The sequence below is a fragment of the Streptomyces sp. NPDC038135 genome (assembly GCF_055601245.1).
In genome coordinates this window covers 382,870-397,607 of the sequence record NZ_JBVJXS010000005.1, presented here as the reverse complement: position 1 = coordinate 397,607, position 14,738 = coordinate 382,870, and the positions used below count along the sequence as shown (strand labels likewise).

Here is a 14,738-nt window from a genome sequence, read left to right as displayed (position 1 = left end):
TATCTAAGATCGTGAACAGATTTGTGACCGCCGAGCGCGCCCTGCGCAGAGCGGCCCCGGACGAGTTGCTCGACGCCGTGCGCCGGGTGCTGGCCGAGGAGTACGCGGCGAAGTCCGTCGAACTGCTCCTGGCCGACTACGGTCTCACCGTCCTCCAGCCGGTGTCGGAGCTGCCGCACACCGCGGAGCCGGTGTCGCTGCACAACAGCCCGGTCGGCCGCGCCTTCGGCGCCCAGGAGCCGTTCGTGGAGAGCGTCAAGGACGGCTCCGCGCGCGTCCATCTCCCGGTCACCGTGCGGGGGGACCGGCTGGGCGTGCTGTCGGTCGCCCTGCCGGACGGGGACCTCGCGCCCGGCCTGCTGGAGGAGCTGGCGGACATCGCCGAGGTGCTCGGGCACGAGGTGGTCGTGGCCGAACGCGACACGGACGTGTACATGCAGGCGCGGCGCAAGGACCGGCTGACGCTGGCCGCCGAGATGCAGTGGCAGCTGCTGCCCGGCCGCTCCTGCGCCCGTCCCGAGTTCGAACTCGGCGCGCAGCTGGAGCCCGCCTACGCGATCTACGGCGACAACTTCGACTGGTCCGCCACCGCCGACCGTCTCATGCTCTACGTCACCAACGGCATGGGGGAGGGCATAGAGGCCTCCCTGCTGACGAACCTCGCCATCAACGCCCTGCGCAACGCCCGGCGGGCCGGTCTCGCGCTGCCCGACCAGTCCGCGCTGGCCGATCAGGCGGTGTACGCCCATTACCGGGGGCGCTGCTATCTCTCGGTGCTGATGTTCGACTTCGAACTCGCCACGGGCCGGGCGAAGGTGGTGGACGCCGGTTCGCCGCAGCTGCTGCGGCTGCGCGACGGCGTGGTCGAGCGCGTCACCTTCGAGGCGCAGCTCCCGCTGGGCATGTTCGAGGAGACCGACTACGTGGCCCAGGAGTTCCAGGTGGAGCCCGGCGACCGGCTGGTCTTCGTGAGCGACGGGGTCTACGAGGTCGCCTCGCCGCTCGGAGAGGCGTACGGGGACGCCGCGCTGGCCCGGGCGGTCATGTCCACCCGCCTGCTGCCGGCCGCCGAGGTGCCGCGTGCCATCCTGAGGGAGCTGACCGGCCATCGCGGACAGCCCGCGCCGGAGGACGACGCCCTGGTCGTGTGTCTGGACTGGCGCGGACGCTGAACGGGCCGCAGGTGCGTGCCGCCGGACGCGTCGTCGCGAATGTGACGATGCTGTGTCGTTTCCGGGGCGGGTGCCGGGTTAATGCTTGTCATGAGGCAATAATTGGCTGAGGTGTGCCGTCTTGGCGCAACCGCCTGTTCCAATGGGAGATGATGCGAGTGTCGGAGCGGGCGGAAGCCGAGTCGGCGGCGCGGGAGCTGGGAGTCTTCCTGGAGCGCCGCCGTGAGCAGATCGCCCAGCGCTGGGCGGACGCGCCGCTCTTCAGGACCGTCTTCACCGTCTCCCGCGACGAGGCCGTGGACGCCTGCAAGGCCGTGGTGGACGCTCTCGCGGACGTGGCCTCGACCGGCAGGCTGGAGGACGTCGCGGCCCCCGGCTTCGACTCGGCCCGCGAGCAGCTCGGACGCATGGCCGCCTCCCGGGCCCGCAGCGGACACACCCCCGCCCAGATCGCGGACGAGGCCGCCGGCCTGCGGACGGCGACCGCGGAGCTGCTGCGCGGCGAGTCCCCGGAGCCCTCCGGCGAGGATGCGCGCGAGATCCTGCTGGCGCTCACCGTCCTGATGGGCACCCTGCGCCTGGTGATCATGGAGACGACCGTCAACGCGGGCGAGGAACTGATCGCGCGGCAGCGGCAGCAACTGCTCGAAGTGGCCACCCCCGTGATCCGCCTCTGGGAGGGCGTCGTCGCGGTGCCCCTGATCGGCACCCTGGACAGCGCCCGCAGCCAGGTGGTCATGGAGTCGCTGCTCCAGGCCATCGTGGAGCAGCGGGCCCGGTACGCGATCCTCGACATCACGGGCGTGCCCACGGTCGACTCGCTCGTCGCGCAGCACCTGATGAAGACGGTCGCGGCGGCCCGTCTGATGGGCGCCGAGTGCGTCGTCTCCGGCATCCGCCCGGCCATCGCGCAGACCATCGTGCACCTCGGCATCGACCTCGGCACGGTCGTCACCCGCAGCTCGCTGGCCGACGCCCTGGCCTACGCCCTCTCCCGGCAGGGCATCGAGGTCTCCCGCCGTCCGGCGGGCGTGGACCCGCGATGACCGCCCCCGCCCCGTTCCCGGGCAGCCTCGCCGCGGTGCCGGTCCTGGCGCTGGGGGACACCCTGCTGGTCTCACTCCAGGGGGAGCTGCACGACGGCGTCGCCGAGCAGCTCCAGCAGGACCTCGCCCACCGCGTGGCCCGCAGCGAGGCGACCGGTGTGGTCATCGACGTCTCCGGCGTCGACATGGTCGACTCCTTCCTCGGCCGCGTCATCGCGGAGATCGCCGCCAACGCCCGGCTGCTGGCCGCCCGTACGGTCCTGTGCGGGATGGGGCCCGCCGTGGCGATCACCCTGGTCGAGCTGGGCCTGACCCTGCCCGGCGTGGCGACCGCGCTCGACGTCGACCGTGCCCTCGAACTGCTCCGGCGGGACGGCCGCGCGCACGGCCCGGGCGAAGCCGCGGGGCGCACATGACGGCGGCTCCCGACCCCGACACCGCGACGAGCCTGCCCATCGGCTCGGACGCGGACCTCGCATGGGTCCGCCATCAGGTGCGCCGGTTCGCGGCCGAACTCGGCTTCGGGCTCGTGCAGCAGACCAAACTCGTCACCGCGGCCAGCGAACTGGCCCGCAACACCCTGATCCACGGCGGCGGCGGCGAGGCCCGGATCACCCCGCTGACCGACACGCCGACGCGCGGACTGCGGCTGTCCTTCATCGACACCGGCCCCGGCATCCGGGACGTCGAGCTGGCCACGACCGACGGCTACACCACCGGCGGCGGCCTCGGCCTCGGACTCAGCGGAGCCAGGCGGCTGGTGGACGAGTTCAGCATCGACACCACGCCCGGCGAGGGCACCGTCGTCACCCTCGTCGCCTGGGTCACCGGCGCGCCCGCCCCCCGGCCGGTGTCGGGATGACACGCGTCTGGACCGTCCCGGTGCACGACTCCACCCGCGTCCGGGACGTCCGGGTGGCGACCGAGGAGGCCGGCTCCCACGCCCGCCTGGACGCCCACCGCACCGCGGTCGCGGCCCTGGTGGCCACCGAGCTGGCGACCAACCTGCTCAAGCACGCCGGCGGCGGCACCGTGCTGGTCGACCTCGTCGACCGCGCCACGGCGGGCGCCCGCGGCCCGGGGGTGCAGCTCGCCGCGCTGGACCACGGCCCCGGCATCCCCGACGTCGCCGCGGCCCTGCGGGACGGCCACACCACCAGCGAGGCGTCCCTCGGCGCCGGCCTGGGCACCTGCCGCCGCATCGCCGACGTGTTCGACCTGTACAGCACCCGCCGGGGCACCGTCGCGGTGGCCCGCGTCCACCAGAACCCGCGGCGGACCGGCGACGCCTGCGCGGCCGGCGGGATCAACATCCCGCTCGCCCGCGCCGAGCACTCCGGGGACGCCTGGAGCTGCGCCCGGTCGGACTCCCGCACCACCCTGATGCTCGCCGACGGCCTCGGCCACGGAGCTAGGGCCGCCCACGCCTCCGACGCGGCCGTCGACGCCCTGCACGGCGCCGGGCGCCTGCCGCCCGACGAGGTCCTGCGCCACATGCACCCCCTGCTGCGACCCACCCGCGGAGCCGCCGTCGCCGTGGCCCAACTGGACACGGACAGCGGGGAACTGACCTTCGCCGGGGTCGGCAACATCGGCGCCCGGCTGCACACCGGCGGCACGTGGCAGCACCTCGTCTCCCACCCCGGCATCGTCGGCGCCCAGTTCCCCGCGACCGTGCCCGTGCAACGGCTGCCCTGGCGGCCGGGCAGCCTCCTCGTGCTGCACAGCGACGGTCTGCCCAGCCGGTGGGCGCCGCCCGAGGACCCCGGTCTGCTCGGCCACGACCCGGCCGTGATCGCGGCGACCGTCCTGCGGGACGCCAGCAGCGCCGCCAGCCCCGTGCGCGACGACACCTGCGTGGCCGTCCTGGCCTGCGACCGCCCGGCCGGCCGCCCGTGACCGCGCCGGACGCCCGCCCGGCGGAACCCGAAGGGACCGCGCCCGCGGAAGCCGTCCTGGCGGCGGACGAGCGGACCGCGGCGGCCCTGCGCCGGCTGGACGAGACGGAGCGGCAGCTCCGCCTGCACCGCGAGGAACTGCACCAGACGAATCAGGGCGTGCTCGCCCTGCACGCCGAACTCGACGCCGCCGCGCGCACCCAGCGGGCACTGCTCGACGCCGAACGGGCCGCGCGAGGCGAGGCCGAGAAGGCACGGCGGCTGCTCACCTTCCTCGCCGACGCCAGCGCGGCCGTCACCGCCTCCCTCGACCAGGAGGACATCCTGCGGTGCCTGCCGGAGCTGCTCGTCCCCGAGTACGCGAGCGGGGTCGACATATGGCTCTTCGACGAAGCGGCCGGCGCCCACTCCGCCGCGGCGGTCGCGGCCGCCCGCCACGAGCGCCCCCAGCACGCCGGACCACGCCCCGGCGCCCTCCCCGGCATCGACGACCTGCCGCCCTCCGCGCTGTCCCCGGACCGGCCGCTGCTGAGCATCCCCCTCACCGTGCGCCGCACCTCGGGCGTGCTCACCCTCACCGCGCCCGGCGACCGCTTCGACGCCGACACCACCGTGATGCTGGTCGAGCTCGCCCGCCGCATCGCCATCGCCCTGGACAACGCCCGCCGCTACGAACAGCACCGGGACACCGCCGAAGCGCTGCAACGCGCCCAGCTCACCGACCTGCCCCCCGCCGAGGGGCTGCGACTGGCGGCCCGCTACCTCCCCGCCACCCGCGGACTCAACATAGGCGGCGACTGGTACGACGCCTTCCCGCACCCCGACGGCAGCCTGCTGACCGTGGTCGGCGACGTCACCGGACACGGGCTGCGCGCCGCCGTCATCATGGGCCAACTGCGCACCGCCCTGCGGGCCTACGCGCTCGAGGACGACAGCCCCGCCCGCATCCTCACCCGCCTGCACCGCATGCTGCGCCACCAGCAGCCGAACCTCTACGCGACCGCCGTGGTCGCCCGGTTCCGGCTCGGCGACCCCCGGGTCGTGTGGGCCGCCGCCGGACACCCCCCGGCGCTGGTCCGCGCGCCCGGCGGAACCGTGCGCGTGCTGGACACCAGACCCGGCGTCATGCTGGGAGTGCCCCTCGCGTTCGAGTACGAGGACCACACGGCGGAGCTGCCGCCCGGCTCGACGCTCGTCCTCTACACCGACGGTCTGGTGGAGCGGCGGTCCCAGGGCATCGACCCGGGCATCGAACTGCTCGGCCGGACCCTGGCCGCACTGGACGAGTCCGTGCTGGACGACCTGGACGGGTGCGCCGAGTCGCTGCTCAAGCCCCTGGTGCACGACTCCGAACGCGACGACGACGTCTGCATCCTGCTGTGCCGCACCGCCGGGTCCTGACACCGGGGGGCCGCTCCCCGCGCGGGGGCGATAGCGTGGAGGCCACAGGGGTAGAGGATGGAGACGTCGTGAATGCCGCCGAACCGGTCCCGTCCGCGGAGACCCAGCTGCGCTCGGCCTCGCCGCACGCCCTGGTGGCCACCGCGGGCCGGCTGCTGGCCGAGAGCTTCGGCGCCCGGGACGTGACGCTCCTGCTCGCCGACTACGGCCTGACGGTCCTGCAGCCCGTCACCCACCTGCCGCTGACCGGCGAGCCGGTCTCCGCCCACGACGGCCCCGCCGGCACCGCCTTCACCACGCAGAACCCGGTGGTGGAGGTCCTGGCCGACCCGGCCACGCAACTGGTCCACCTGCCCATCACCGTCCGCGGCGACCGCCTCGGCGTGCTCTCCGTTCGCGTCCCCGGCTCCGGCGCCGACCCGGGCACGGTGCTGCGGCTCGGCGAGTTCGCCACCGCCCTCGGCCACGAGGTCGCCACCGCCGGCCGGGACACCGACCTGTACCTCCAGGCCCGCCGCACCCGCCGGCTCACCCTCGCCGCCGAGATGCAGTGGCAGCTCCTGCCGGGCCGAGGGTGCGCCCGGGACGAGTACGTCATCGGCGCCCACCTGGAGCCGGCCTACGCCATCGGCGGCGACAACTTCGACTGGTCCACCAGTGCCGACCACCTCACGCTCACCGTCACCGACGGCATGGGCCAGGGCATCGAGGCCTCCCTGCTCACGAACCTCGCCGTGAGCGCGCTGCGCAACGCCCGCCGTGCCGGCATCGGCCTCGCTGACCAGGCCTGCCTCGCCGACCAGGCGCTCTTCTCCCAGTACGGAGGCAAGTCCTACGCCTCCACCCTGCTGCTCCGCTTCGACCTGGACACCGGCACGGTCCGCGCCGTCGACGCCGGGTCGCCCCAGCTCTACCGTCAGCGCGGCATCACCATCGAGCGCGTCGAACTCGAGGCCCAGCTGCCGCTCGGCATGTTCGAGGAGACCCTCTACGAGGAGCAGACCTTCCAGGTCGAGCCGGGCGACCGCCTGGTCGTCATCAGCACCGGCGTGCACGGCACCCGGTCGGCGACCGGAGAGGTGTTCGGGGAGGGCGTGCTCCGTCAGATCCTGGGCGCGACCCGGCAGACCCAGCCGTACGAGGCGGCCCGGTCGGTGGTCGCCGGGCTGATCGAGCACGTCGGCGACGAGGGCCTCCTCGCGGACGCCGCGGTGGTCTGCGTCGACTGGATCGGACGCGAGCCCGGCGGGATGCGGCCCGGCGGCTGACGCCCGCCGCCCTAGGCCGTGTCCGCAAAGTCGCGACGCAGACACGACTTTGCGGACACGGCCTAGGGCCTGTCTGACAATTCCCGCCTGCCGTGCGACGCCAGGCACGCACTCTCGCCGCACCGGCCCCAGACCCGAGTACGTCCAGTACGCGGCCCTGGAGCCGGCCCTCCCCCAGCCTTCGGCCGGGGGGACCCCCAGAGCACGCACCTGACGCCGCGCGGCCGCCCTTCGGGCGATGACGCGAATGGTCAGACAGGCCCTAGCTCTGGGCGCCGAGGAAGGCCCGCATGCCGCGGACCAGGGCCGACCGCTCGGCGGGCGCCATCGCCGCCAGCACGCCGGCCAGTGCCTGGGCGCGCCGGCGGGCCACGTCCGCCAGCACCCGGCGCCCCTGTCCGGTCAGTCTGAGCTGCACCTCGCGGCGCCGGTGCGGGTGCAGCTCGCGCTCCAGCAGACCGGCCGCCTCCAGCCGGTCGCAGAGTCGGCTGGCGGTGGGCAGCCCGATGTCGAGACGTTCCGCGAGGCCCGTGAGATTCGACTCCGGCACCCTCTCCAGCGCCCGCAGTGCGCGCAACTGGTGGAGGGACAGCCGTACGGCCGCCTCCTGGGCGGCGACGGACCAGAGGTTCGCGAGATGCTCCACGGCATCGGCGATCGCCTGAGCGTCGGCGCTCGGATCGTCACCCGAGCCCCTGGCGCGGTCCTGGTGGCCGCCGGGAAGAGTCACGAAACATCACTTTCAGTCACATGCGGGTGCTGTGGGGACAACCCATATTGCATCGCTGTACCCGGGGAACAGGATCGCAACCGGTGTTTTGTACACGCTTCCCCGCCCGGTACCGAAGTGATGCCGAAGCGAGGCCGGCGGCGCGGTGCGTCCACCGTGCCGCCGGCCCTTACGACTACTTCGGGTACGGACCGTCCGTGCCGACCTTCCCGGGCGCCGCGTTGGCGCCGCCCAGGTCGAGGACGTAGACCCGGAGGTTGGCCTTGCCGGAGGCGGGGACGGAGAGGGAAGGCCATGGCGCCGCTGACGCGCGGTGGAGTACTGGCCCATCTGGAGGGCGGGGACGGCCCGGCGGATCTGGCCCCGGCCTGCTTGCGCTGGCCCGGATCGGCGGCCGGGCCGGGCGGCGAGACTGTGAGCCGGACCTGGGCTGCTGCCCGGGCCGGGCGCCCGGCCCGGGCCGTCCCGGCGGCTTCGTCCGCTCGGGCAGGGCGTGCCTATGATCGCTGGCTGGGGCGGCCGATCCGGGCGCGCCGGATCGGAGGGACAGCTTGATGGGGAATCGCGACGGCGTGGCACTCGGTGACCCGGTGGGTGAGTCGCTTCGTGGCCGTCACGCCCACCTCGCCCGCCGCTTCGGCCGCGCCGTCGGCTACCTGCCGGACGTGGCGAGCTTCTGCGCGGTGTCCGCCGACCCGGACCTGGCCGAATGGGCCGACCTCGCCCGGCTGCTCGGGCCCGGTGAACTCGCCGACATGTTCAGCAGCCCCGCCACGCCGCCGCCGGACTGGGAGCAGGTCTTCACCCTGGAGGGCCGCCAGATGACCTGGTCCGGCACCGGCCGGTCCGCGCCTCGCCGCGAGGCCGAGGCCGACGCCGAGGTGCTGGAACTGGGCCCGGACAGCGTGCCCGAGATGCTCGACCTGGTCGAACGGACCCGTCCGGGCCCGTTCCGGCCGCGCACCCCGGAGCTGGGCACCTACCTGGGCGTCCGGGAGAACGGCAGGCTGGTGGCCATGGCCGGGGAACGGCTGCGGCCCCCGGGCTGGACCGAGATCAGCGCGGTCTGCACGGCGCCCGAGGCACGCGGCCGGGGCCACGCCCTGCGGCTGATCGACGCTCTGGTCGTCCGCGTCACGGAACGCGGGGAACGGCCCTTCCTGCACGTGGCGGAGGCGAACACGGGCGCGATCGCGCTGTACGAACGGCTGGGGTTCAGGACCCGTGAGCGCGTGACCTTCCGCGGCTTCCGCACCCCGTGACGCTGCCGGGCGTCCCCGGCACTACACCCCGCGCCGCCAGCCGCAGGGCGCTGCGCCCGGGCCCCGCCGGGACGATCAGCGCGGCGGCGGTGAGGGCGGCCCAGCCGAGGGCGGTGCCCACCGCGCCCGCCCGGCGGAACCGGCCGGGCAGTGCGCCGCCGAAGAGGACGGCGTCCCCGACGTCCGAGGCGATGCGCACGGCGGAGGCCGTGACCAGCGCCGGTCCCCGGGGGGCGACGGTCATCGCCAGACCGTTCACGGCGTCCCGCACCGCCAGGGTGCGCAGCACCGCGGCGGTGTGCGGGTCCACGTCGCCGTCCCGGTCGACCAGCCCGCAGGGCCTGGCGAGCAGGCCGGGCCGGTACGCCGTCGCGGCTCCGTAGGCGAGGGTCGCCGCCCCGATGATCCGCAGTAGTCCGGTGCGCACTGTCGACACCTCCACACGTCGGCCATCTGTGTGTCCGTGGCCCGGGTACCCGTGCCGCCCCGGCTCAGCCGCGGAGCGGCGTCCCCTTCGCGGCGTCGTCGGGCGGGTCCGGCCGGCCGTCCGCGACGGGCCCTGCGGCACCGCTCCCGCCGCCGCCCAGGACCGCACCGCCCAGCCAGCGGGCGATGAACGCGCCGGACACGAGGCTCGCCGCCCGCACGGTGCTCAGCCGGAACGCGTCGCCGGTCTCGGTGAGCACCAGGGTGATCAGCACGAAGTCGAAGCCGTCGAGGACGCAGCCGATCCAGGCGGCGGCGAAGGACCTCCACCGGGCGGGTCCGGTCTCCCGGTACCAGCGCGGGCCGGGGGAGGGGACACGGGAGGGTGGGGCATGGTTCCTCCAGGGAGCCCTGCCGCGGCCGGGGATGCGGCCCGGGGCAGAACGTCACGTCCGGGGCGGGCCCCGGACGAACCGGGGCTCACCGCCCCGGCGCCGGGTCCCGCCGTCCGCCGAACGCGCGCAGGATGCCCTCCGCCGCCAGGGTCGCCGTCAGCGTGCCCTCCCGGACCTGCTGTTCGAGGGCCGGGGCGGCCTCGCGCACGGCCGGGTCCGCGTGCAGCCGGCCCAGCAGCTCGTCCCGGACCATCGACCAGGTCCAGTCGACCTGCTGGTCCCGCCGCTTGGCGACGAGCCGGCCGGTGGAGTCCAGCAGCGTACGGTGCTGCTCCAGCCGCTCCCAGACCACGTCGAGTCCGGTCGACTCACGGGCGCTGCAGCTGAGCACCGGCGGCGTCCAGAACGCGTCCCTGCCGTGCATCAGCCGCAGCGCACCGGCCAGCTCGCGGGCCGCCGCCCGCGCGTCCCGCTCGTGCGGGCCGTCGGCCTTGTTGACGGCGATCACGTCGGCCAGCTCCAGCACGCCCTTCTTGATGCCCTGGAGCTGGTCGCCGGTGCGGGCCAGGGTGAGCAGCAGGAAGGAGTCGACCATGTCGGCGACCGCCGTCTCCGACTGGCCGACGCCGACGGTCTCGACCAGGATCACGTCGTACCCGGCGGCCTCCATCACCACCATCGACTCCCGGGTGGCCTTCGCGACCCCGCCCAGCGTGCCCGCGCTGGGGGAGGGCCGTACGAAGGCGTCCGGGTCGACCGCGAGGCGCTCCATCCGGGTCTTGTCGCCCAGGATCGAGCCGCCGGTGCGGGTCGAGGAGGGGTCCACCGCGAGGACGGCCACCCGGTGACCCTGCGAGGTCAGCAGCGTGCCGAACGCGTCGATGAACGTCGACTTGCCGACGCCGGGCACGCCGCTGATGCCGATGCGCCGGGCCCGGCCGCTGCGCGGGAGCAGCTCGGTGAGCAACTCCTGCGCCAGCGCCCGGTGCTGCGGCCGGGTGGACTCCACCAGCGTGATGGCGCGGGCCACCAGGGCCCGCCGCCCGTCGAGCACGCCCTTGACGTACGTGTCGAGATCGATCGCTGCCATACGCGGCTACCGCTCGTGGCCGAGGTCGGCCGACAGCCGCCGCACGAGGTCGTACGCCGCGTCCGGGATCACCGTCCCGGGTGGGAACACGGCCGTGGCGCCCATCTCCAGCAGCGTCGGCACGTCCTGCGGCGGGATCACACCGCCGACCACGATCATGATGTCCTCGCGGCCCTCCTCGGCGAGCTTCTCCTTCAGCGCCGGCACGAGCGTGAGGTGGCCGGCGGCCAGCGAGGACACCCCGACCACGTGCACGTCCGCCTCGACCGCCTGCCGGGCGACCTCCTCCGGCGTCTGGAACAGCGGGCCGACGTCGACGTCGAAGCCGAGGTCGGCGAAGGCGGTCGCGATCACCTTCTGGCCGCGGTCGTGGCCGTCCTGGCCCATCTTGGCGACCAGGATGCGCGGCCGGCGCCCCTCGGCCTCCTCGAAGGCGTCCACCAGGGCGCGGGTGCGGTCCACGGACGGGGACTGTCCTGCTTCGTTGCGGTACACCCCGGAGATCGTACGGATCTGGCTCGCGTGCCGCCCGTACACCTTCTCCAGGGCGTCCGAGATCTCCCCGACGGTGGCCTTGGCCCGGGCCGCGCGCACCGCCAGCTCCAGCAGGTTGCCGTCGCCGTCCGCGGCCCGGGTGAGCGCGTCCAGCGCGTCCCGGCAGGCCTGCTCGTCGCGCTCCGCGCGCAGCCGCCGCAGCTTCTCGATCTGCTGGGCGCGCACCGAGGAGTTGTCGACCTTCAGGACCTCGATCTGCTCGTCGCTGTCCACCCGGTACTTATTGACGCCGATCACCGGCTGGCGGCCGGAGTCGATGCGGGCCTGCGTGCGGGCCGCCGCCTCCTCCACGCGCAGCTTGGGGATGCCGGCGTCGATGGCCTGCGCCATGCCGCCCGCCTGCTCCACCTCCTGGATGTGCGCCCAGGCCTTGCGGGCGAGGTCGTACGTCAGCCGCTCCACGTACGCGCTGCCGCCCCACGGGTCGATGACCCGGGTGGTGCCCGACTCCTGCTGGATGAGGAGCTGGGTGTTGCGGGCGATGCGCGCCGAGAAGTCGGTGGGCAGCGCGAGCGCCTCGTCGAGCGCGTTGGTGTGCAGCGACTGGGTGTGGCCCTGGGTCGCCGCCATCGCTTCGACGCACGTACGCGTCACGTTGTTGAACACGTCCTGCGCCGTCAGCGACCAGCCCGAGGTCTGCGAATGGGTGCGCAGCGAGAGGGACTTGGCGTTCTTCGGGTCGAACTGCGAGACCAGCTTGGCCCACAGCAGCCGGGCCGCCCTGAGCTTCGCGATCTCCATGAAGAAGTTCATGCCGATCGCCCAGAAGAACGACAGCCGGGGCGCGAACGCGTCCACGTCCAGACCGGCCTCGCGGCCCGCGCGGATGTACTCCACGCCGTCCGCGAGGGTGTACGCCAGCTCCAGGTCGGCCGTCGCTCCCGCCTCCTGGATGTGGTACCCGGAGATGGAGATGGAGTTGTAGCGGGGCATCCGCTGCGAGGTGTACGCGAAGATGTCGGAGATGATCCGCATCGACGGCTTCGGCGGGTAGATGTAGGTGTTGCGGACCATGAACTCCTTCAGAATGTCGTTCTGAATGGTTCCGGCCAGCTTCTCGGGCGGTACGCCCTGCTCCTCCGCCGCCACGATGTACAGCGCCAGGATCGGCAGCACCGCGCCGTTCATCGTCATCGACACGGTCATCCTGTCGAGCGGGATGCCGTCGAAGAGCTGCCGCATGTCGAGGATCGAGTCGATGGCCACGCCCGCCATGCCGACGTCACCGGTCACCCGCGGGTGGTCGCTGTCGTAGCCCCGGTGCGTGGGCAGGTCGAAGGCGACCGACAGGCCCTTCTGGCCCGCCGCCAGGTTGCGCCGGTAGAACGCGTTGGACTCCTCGGCGGTGGAGAAGCCCGCGTACTGGCGGATCGTCCAGGGCTGGTTGACGTACATCGTCGGGTACGGGCCGCGCAGGTACGGCGCCATGCCCGGGAACGTGCCGAGGAAGTCCAGGCCCTCCAGGTCACGGCCGGTGTACAGCGGCTTGACCCCGATGCCCTCCGGGGTCTCCCACAGCGGCTCCTCGCCGCCGGTCGCGCGCTTGACGGCCGCACGCCACTCCTCGGCGCCGCCGTCGACGGCCGGCGTCCCCAGCTCGATGCCGGCGAAGTCGGGGATTCCCATCAGGACACTCCCATGCGGTCGAGGGTCGCGGACAGCACGTCGACGGCGTCGCAGCCCGCGAAGACGTACGAGTCGACGCCCGGGTGCTCGGCCGGGCGGCCCGCCAGGAACACGTGCCGGGCGCCGGCCGCGCGCAGCGACTCGGCGGCCTGTCCGGCCCGTTCGGCGTAGAGCGCGTCGGTGGAGCACAGCACGGCCTCGGTGGCGCCGCTGTCCTCGAAGGCGCCCTCGCTGACCGGCTCGATGCCGCCCGCCTGGAACAGGTTCGCGGCGAACGTCGCGCGCGCGGTGTACTCGGCGGGCGAGCCCAGCGCGGCCAGGAAGATCCTCGGCCGGGAGCCGGTCGCCGCCAGGTGCGCGTCGGAGCGGGCCCGCAGCGCCTCGAACGCCTCGTCGCGGCGCACCCGGGGCAGTCCGCCGGACGGCGGCTCGGGCGCGGGCTCGCGCTCCACGGGCTTCTCGCCCAGCAGCGGGAACTCGCTGACGCCGGTGATGGGTTCGCGCCGCTTGGCGAGCTTCTTGGAGCGCTCCGCCCAGGTGGTCGCCAGGTCCGTGCGGATCCGGCCGGAGCGCAGGCACGCGGCCTGGCCGCCGTCCCGCTCGATCGACCGGAAGTACGCCCAGGCGGCCTGGGCGAGCTCCTCGGTGAGCCGCTCCACGTACCAGGAGCCGCCCGCCGGGTCGATGACCCGGGCCAGGTGGGACTCCTCCAGCAGGATCGTGGAGGTGTTGCGCGCGATACGGCGGGCGAACGCGTCCGGCAGGCCCAGCGCGTGGTCGAACGGCAGCACGGTCACCGAGTCGGCGCCGCCGACCCCGGCGGCCAGCGTGGCCACCGTCGCGCGCAGCATGTTCACCCACGGGTCGCGGCGGGTCAGCATCACCGGCGAGGTCACCGCGTGCTGGACCTGCCCGCCCGCGCCCGGCGCCCCGGCCACCTCGGCGACCCGGGCCCACAGCCGGCGCGCCGCGCGCAGCTTGGCGATGGTCAGGAACTGGTCGGCGGTGGCCGCGTAGCGGAACTCGAGCTGCGCGCAGGCCGCCTCGACCGGCAGTCCCGCCTCGGTCAGCGCCCGCAGGTAGGCCACGCCGGTGGCGAGGGACGCGCCCAGCTCCTGTGCGGCCGAGCCGCCCGCCTCGTGGTACGGCAGCGCGTCCACGGTCAGCGCGCGCAGGCCGGGAAAGGCGTCGGCGCAGCGCGCGGCGAGGGCGGCGAAGGGGGCCGTGTCCAGCGCGGTGCCGGTGCGGGCCTCGTGACCGAGCGGGTCGCCGCCCAGGCCGCCGCGCACCGCCTTCGGGTCGACGCCCTTCTCCTCGTACAGCCGCAGCAGCGCCTCGGCGGCCGCCTCGGTGTCGCGGCCGGCGTCGAGGACGACCGGCGCCAGGTCGAGGAGCACCCCGTCGAGTGCCCGGCCCAGGTCGGAGACCGGGATGCCGCCCTCGCCGAGCACCAGCCACAGCGAGGTGACGCCGTTCTCCAGGTCGGCCAGCACCGCGCCGTCGGCGCCGCCGCCCAGCGCGGTGTGCCGCTGCCGTACGTCCCAGCCGCCGGCCGTGTTGCCCTCGGGGCGGCCGCCGCGCACGTACGGGGCGAAGCCGGGCAGGCCGGGGTCGGGCGCGCCGTCGCGCGCCGTGTACAGGGGCCGGGTGCGCAGCCCGTCCTCGAGTGTCGTGGACAGGGCGTCCTCGACTGCCGCGCCGGAGACTTCCTTGCCCGACTTGCGCAGCACACCCTCGACCAGGCGGTGCCACTGCTCGTGTGTCGCGTCAGGGAACTCGGCGGCCAGTGAGAGCCCGTCGTCAGGCAGGACCGTCATGCTCGGATGTTAGGGCAGGGTGCTCATCCGACAGCAGAGCGCGGGCTGTGAC

The 14,738-nt window shown here is 74.2% G+C and carries 12 protein-coding genes and 3 pseudogenes; 8 read left to right on the top strand and 7 right to left on the bottom strand.

All coding sequences use genetic code 11. From position 1 onward, the window contains the following. Positions 1-11: 11 nt before the first annotated feature. The 7 genes and pseudogenes from ACZ7JA_RS16545 (at position 12) to ACZ7JA_RS16515 (ending at position 6,785) form a co-directional block, all read left to right on the top strand. A complete protein-coding gene (locus ACZ7JA_RS16545; RefSeq protein ID WP_450751394.1) occupies positions 12-1,172 on the top strand; it encodes a PP2C family protein-serine/threonine phosphatase in 1,161 nt (386 codons plus the stop codon). Positions 1,173-1,324: 152 nt separating this feature from the next. Beyond that, positions 1,325-2,218, top strand: a complete 894-nt coding sequence (locus ACZ7JA_RS16540; RefSeq protein WP_470809012.1) for an STAS domain-containing protein — start codon at positions 1,325-1,327, stop codon at positions 2,216-2,218. Continuing rightward, positions 2,215-2,634: an STAS domain-containing protein gene (locus ACZ7JA_RS16535; protein WP_351666603.1), complete on the top strand. Its 420-nt coding sequence runs from the start codon at positions 2,215-2,217 to the stop codon at positions 2,632-2,634. The genes ACZ7JA_RS16540 and ACZ7JA_RS16535 overlap by 4 nt, the downstream gene beginning before the upstream one ends. Continuing rightward, positions 2,631-3,080 (top strand): ATP-binding protein, encoded by a 450-nt coding sequence (locus ACZ7JA_RS16530; RefSeq protein WP_470808838.1) that lies wholly within the window; start codon positions 2,631-2,633, stop codon positions 3,078-3,080. Before ACZ7JA_RS16535 ends, ACZ7JA_RS16530 begins: the two co-directional genes overlap by 4 nt. Next, positions 3,077-4,027 (top strand): annotated as a pseudogene (locus ACZ7JA_RS16525) (SpoIIE family protein phosphatase); the annotation flags it as partial. The gene ACZ7JA_RS16530 and the pseudogene ACZ7JA_RS16525, both read left to right, overlap by 4 nt. Then, the gene (locus ACZ7JA_RS16520; protein WP_470809010.1) at positions 3,913-5,517 is read left to right on the top strand and encodes a PP2C family protein-serine/threonine phosphatase; all 1,605 of its coding nucleotides are present in this window, start codon (positions 3,913-3,915) and stop codon (positions 5,515-5,517) included. The pseudogene ACZ7JA_RS16525 and the gene ACZ7JA_RS16520, both read left to right, overlap by 115 nt. 68 nt (positions 5,518-5,585) lie before the next feature. Continuing rightward, on the top strand, positions 5,586-6,785 hold the full coding sequence (locus ACZ7JA_RS16515) for a PP2C family protein-serine/threonine phosphatase (protein WP_389305665.1): 1,200 nt from the start codon (positions 5,586-5,588) through the stop codon (positions 6,783-6,785). Between the two features lie 262 nt (positions 6,786-7,047). Here the strand turns inward: ACZ7JA_RS16515 and ACZ7JA_RS16510 are convergent, their stop codons facing one another. Both ACZ7JA_RS16510 and ACZ7JA_RS16505 read right to left on the bottom strand, forming a co-directional pair. Further along, positions 7,048-7,515 carry a MarR family winged helix-turn-helix transcriptional regulator gene (locus ACZ7JA_RS16510; RefSeq protein ID WP_351666615.1) on the bottom strand — a complete coding sequence of 156 codons (468 nt, stop codon included), beginning with the start codon at positions 7,513-7,515 and terminating at the stop codon, positions 7,048-7,050. Between the two features lie 175 nt (positions 7,516-7,690). Continuing rightward, positions 7,691-7,875, bottom strand: a pseudogene (locus ACZ7JA_RS16505) (hypothetical protein); the annotation flags it as partial. Between the two features lie 194 nt (positions 7,876-8,069). Here ACZ7JA_RS16505 and ACZ7JA_RS16500 point away from each other — a divergent pair. After that, a complete protein-coding gene (locus tag ACZ7JA_RS16500) occupies positions 8,070-8,777 on the top strand; it encodes a GNAT family N-acetyltransferase (RefSeq protein WP_470808836.1) in 708 nt (235 codons plus the stop codon). On the opposite strand, the gene ACZ7JA_RS16495 is transcribed toward ACZ7JA_RS16500, so the two are convergent. The 5 genes and pseudogenes from ACZ7JA_RS16495 to ACZ7JA_RS16475 all read right to left on the bottom strand — a co-directional run bounded on the left by ACZ7JA_RS16495 (position 8,731) and on the right by ACZ7JA_RS16475 (position 14,686). Continuing rightward, complete coding sequence (locus tag ACZ7JA_RS16495) at positions 8,731-9,204, bottom strand: hypothetical protein (RefSeq protein WP_389302769.1); 474 nt, start codon at positions 9,202-9,204, stop codon at positions 8,731-8,733. The genes ACZ7JA_RS16500 and ACZ7JA_RS16495 overlap by 47 nt on opposite strands. A 145-nt stretch (positions 9,205-9,349) precedes the next feature. Beyond that, positions 9,350-9,631: pseudogene (locus tag ACZ7JA_RS16490) on the bottom strand (hypothetical protein); the annotation flags it as partial. Between the two features lie 52 nt (positions 9,632-9,683). Further along, positions 9,684-10,688 carry a methylmalonyl Co-A mutase-associated GTPase MeaB gene (meaB, locus tag ACZ7JA_RS16485; protein ID WP_470808834.1) on the bottom strand — a complete coding sequence of 335 codons (1,005 nt, stop codon included), beginning with the start codon at positions 10,686-10,688 and terminating at the stop codon, positions 9,684-9,686. Between the two features lie 6 nt (positions 10,689-10,694). Beyond that, positions 10,695-12,869 (bottom strand): methylmalonyl-CoA mutase, encoded by a 2,175-nt coding sequence (scpA, locus tag ACZ7JA_RS16480; protein ID WP_351666623.1) that lies wholly within the window; start codon positions 12,867-12,869, stop codon positions 10,695-10,697. Beyond that, positions 12,869-14,686: a methylmalonyl-CoA mutase family protein gene (locus ACZ7JA_RS16475; RefSeq protein WP_450751388.1), complete on the bottom strand. Its 1,818-nt coding sequence runs from the start codon at positions 14,684-14,686 to the stop codon at positions 12,869-12,871. Before ACZ7JA_RS16475 ends, scpA begins: the two co-directional genes overlap by 1 nt. Between the last annotated feature and the right edge of the window lie 52 nt (positions 14,687-14,738).

Excerpts from the sequence above, each read along its gene's own strand:
- ACZ7JA_RS16540 (WP_470809012.1), top strand. The coding sequence starts at position 1,325 with ATGCGAGTGTCGGAGCGGGCGGAAGCCGAGTCGGCGGCGCGGGAGCTG.
- ACZ7JA_RS16535 (WP_351666603.1), top strand. The coding sequence starts at position 2,215 with ATGACCGCCCCCGCCCCGTTCCCGGGCAGCCTCGCCGCGGTGCCGGTC.
- ACZ7JA_RS16530 (WP_470808838.1), top strand. The coding sequence starts at position 2,631 with ATGACGGCGGCTCCCGACCCCGACACCGCGACGAGCCTGCCCATCGGC.
- ACZ7JA_RS16500 (WP_470808836.1), top strand. The coding sequence starts at position 8,070 with ATGGGGAATCGCGACGGCGTGGCACTCGGTGACCCGGTGGGTGAGTCG.
- meaB (WP_470808834.1), bottom strand. The coding sequence starts at position 10,688 with ATGGCAGCGATCGATCTCGACACGTACGTCAAGGGCGTGCTCGACGGG.
- scpA (WP_351666623.1), bottom strand. The coding sequence starts at position 12,869 with ATGGGAATCCCCGACTTCGCCGGCATCGAGCTGGGGACGCCGGCCGTC.
- ACZ7JA_RS16475 (WP_450751388.1), bottom strand. The coding sequence starts at position 14,686 with ATGACGGTCCTGCCTGACGACGGGCTCTCACTGGCCGCCGAGTTCCCT.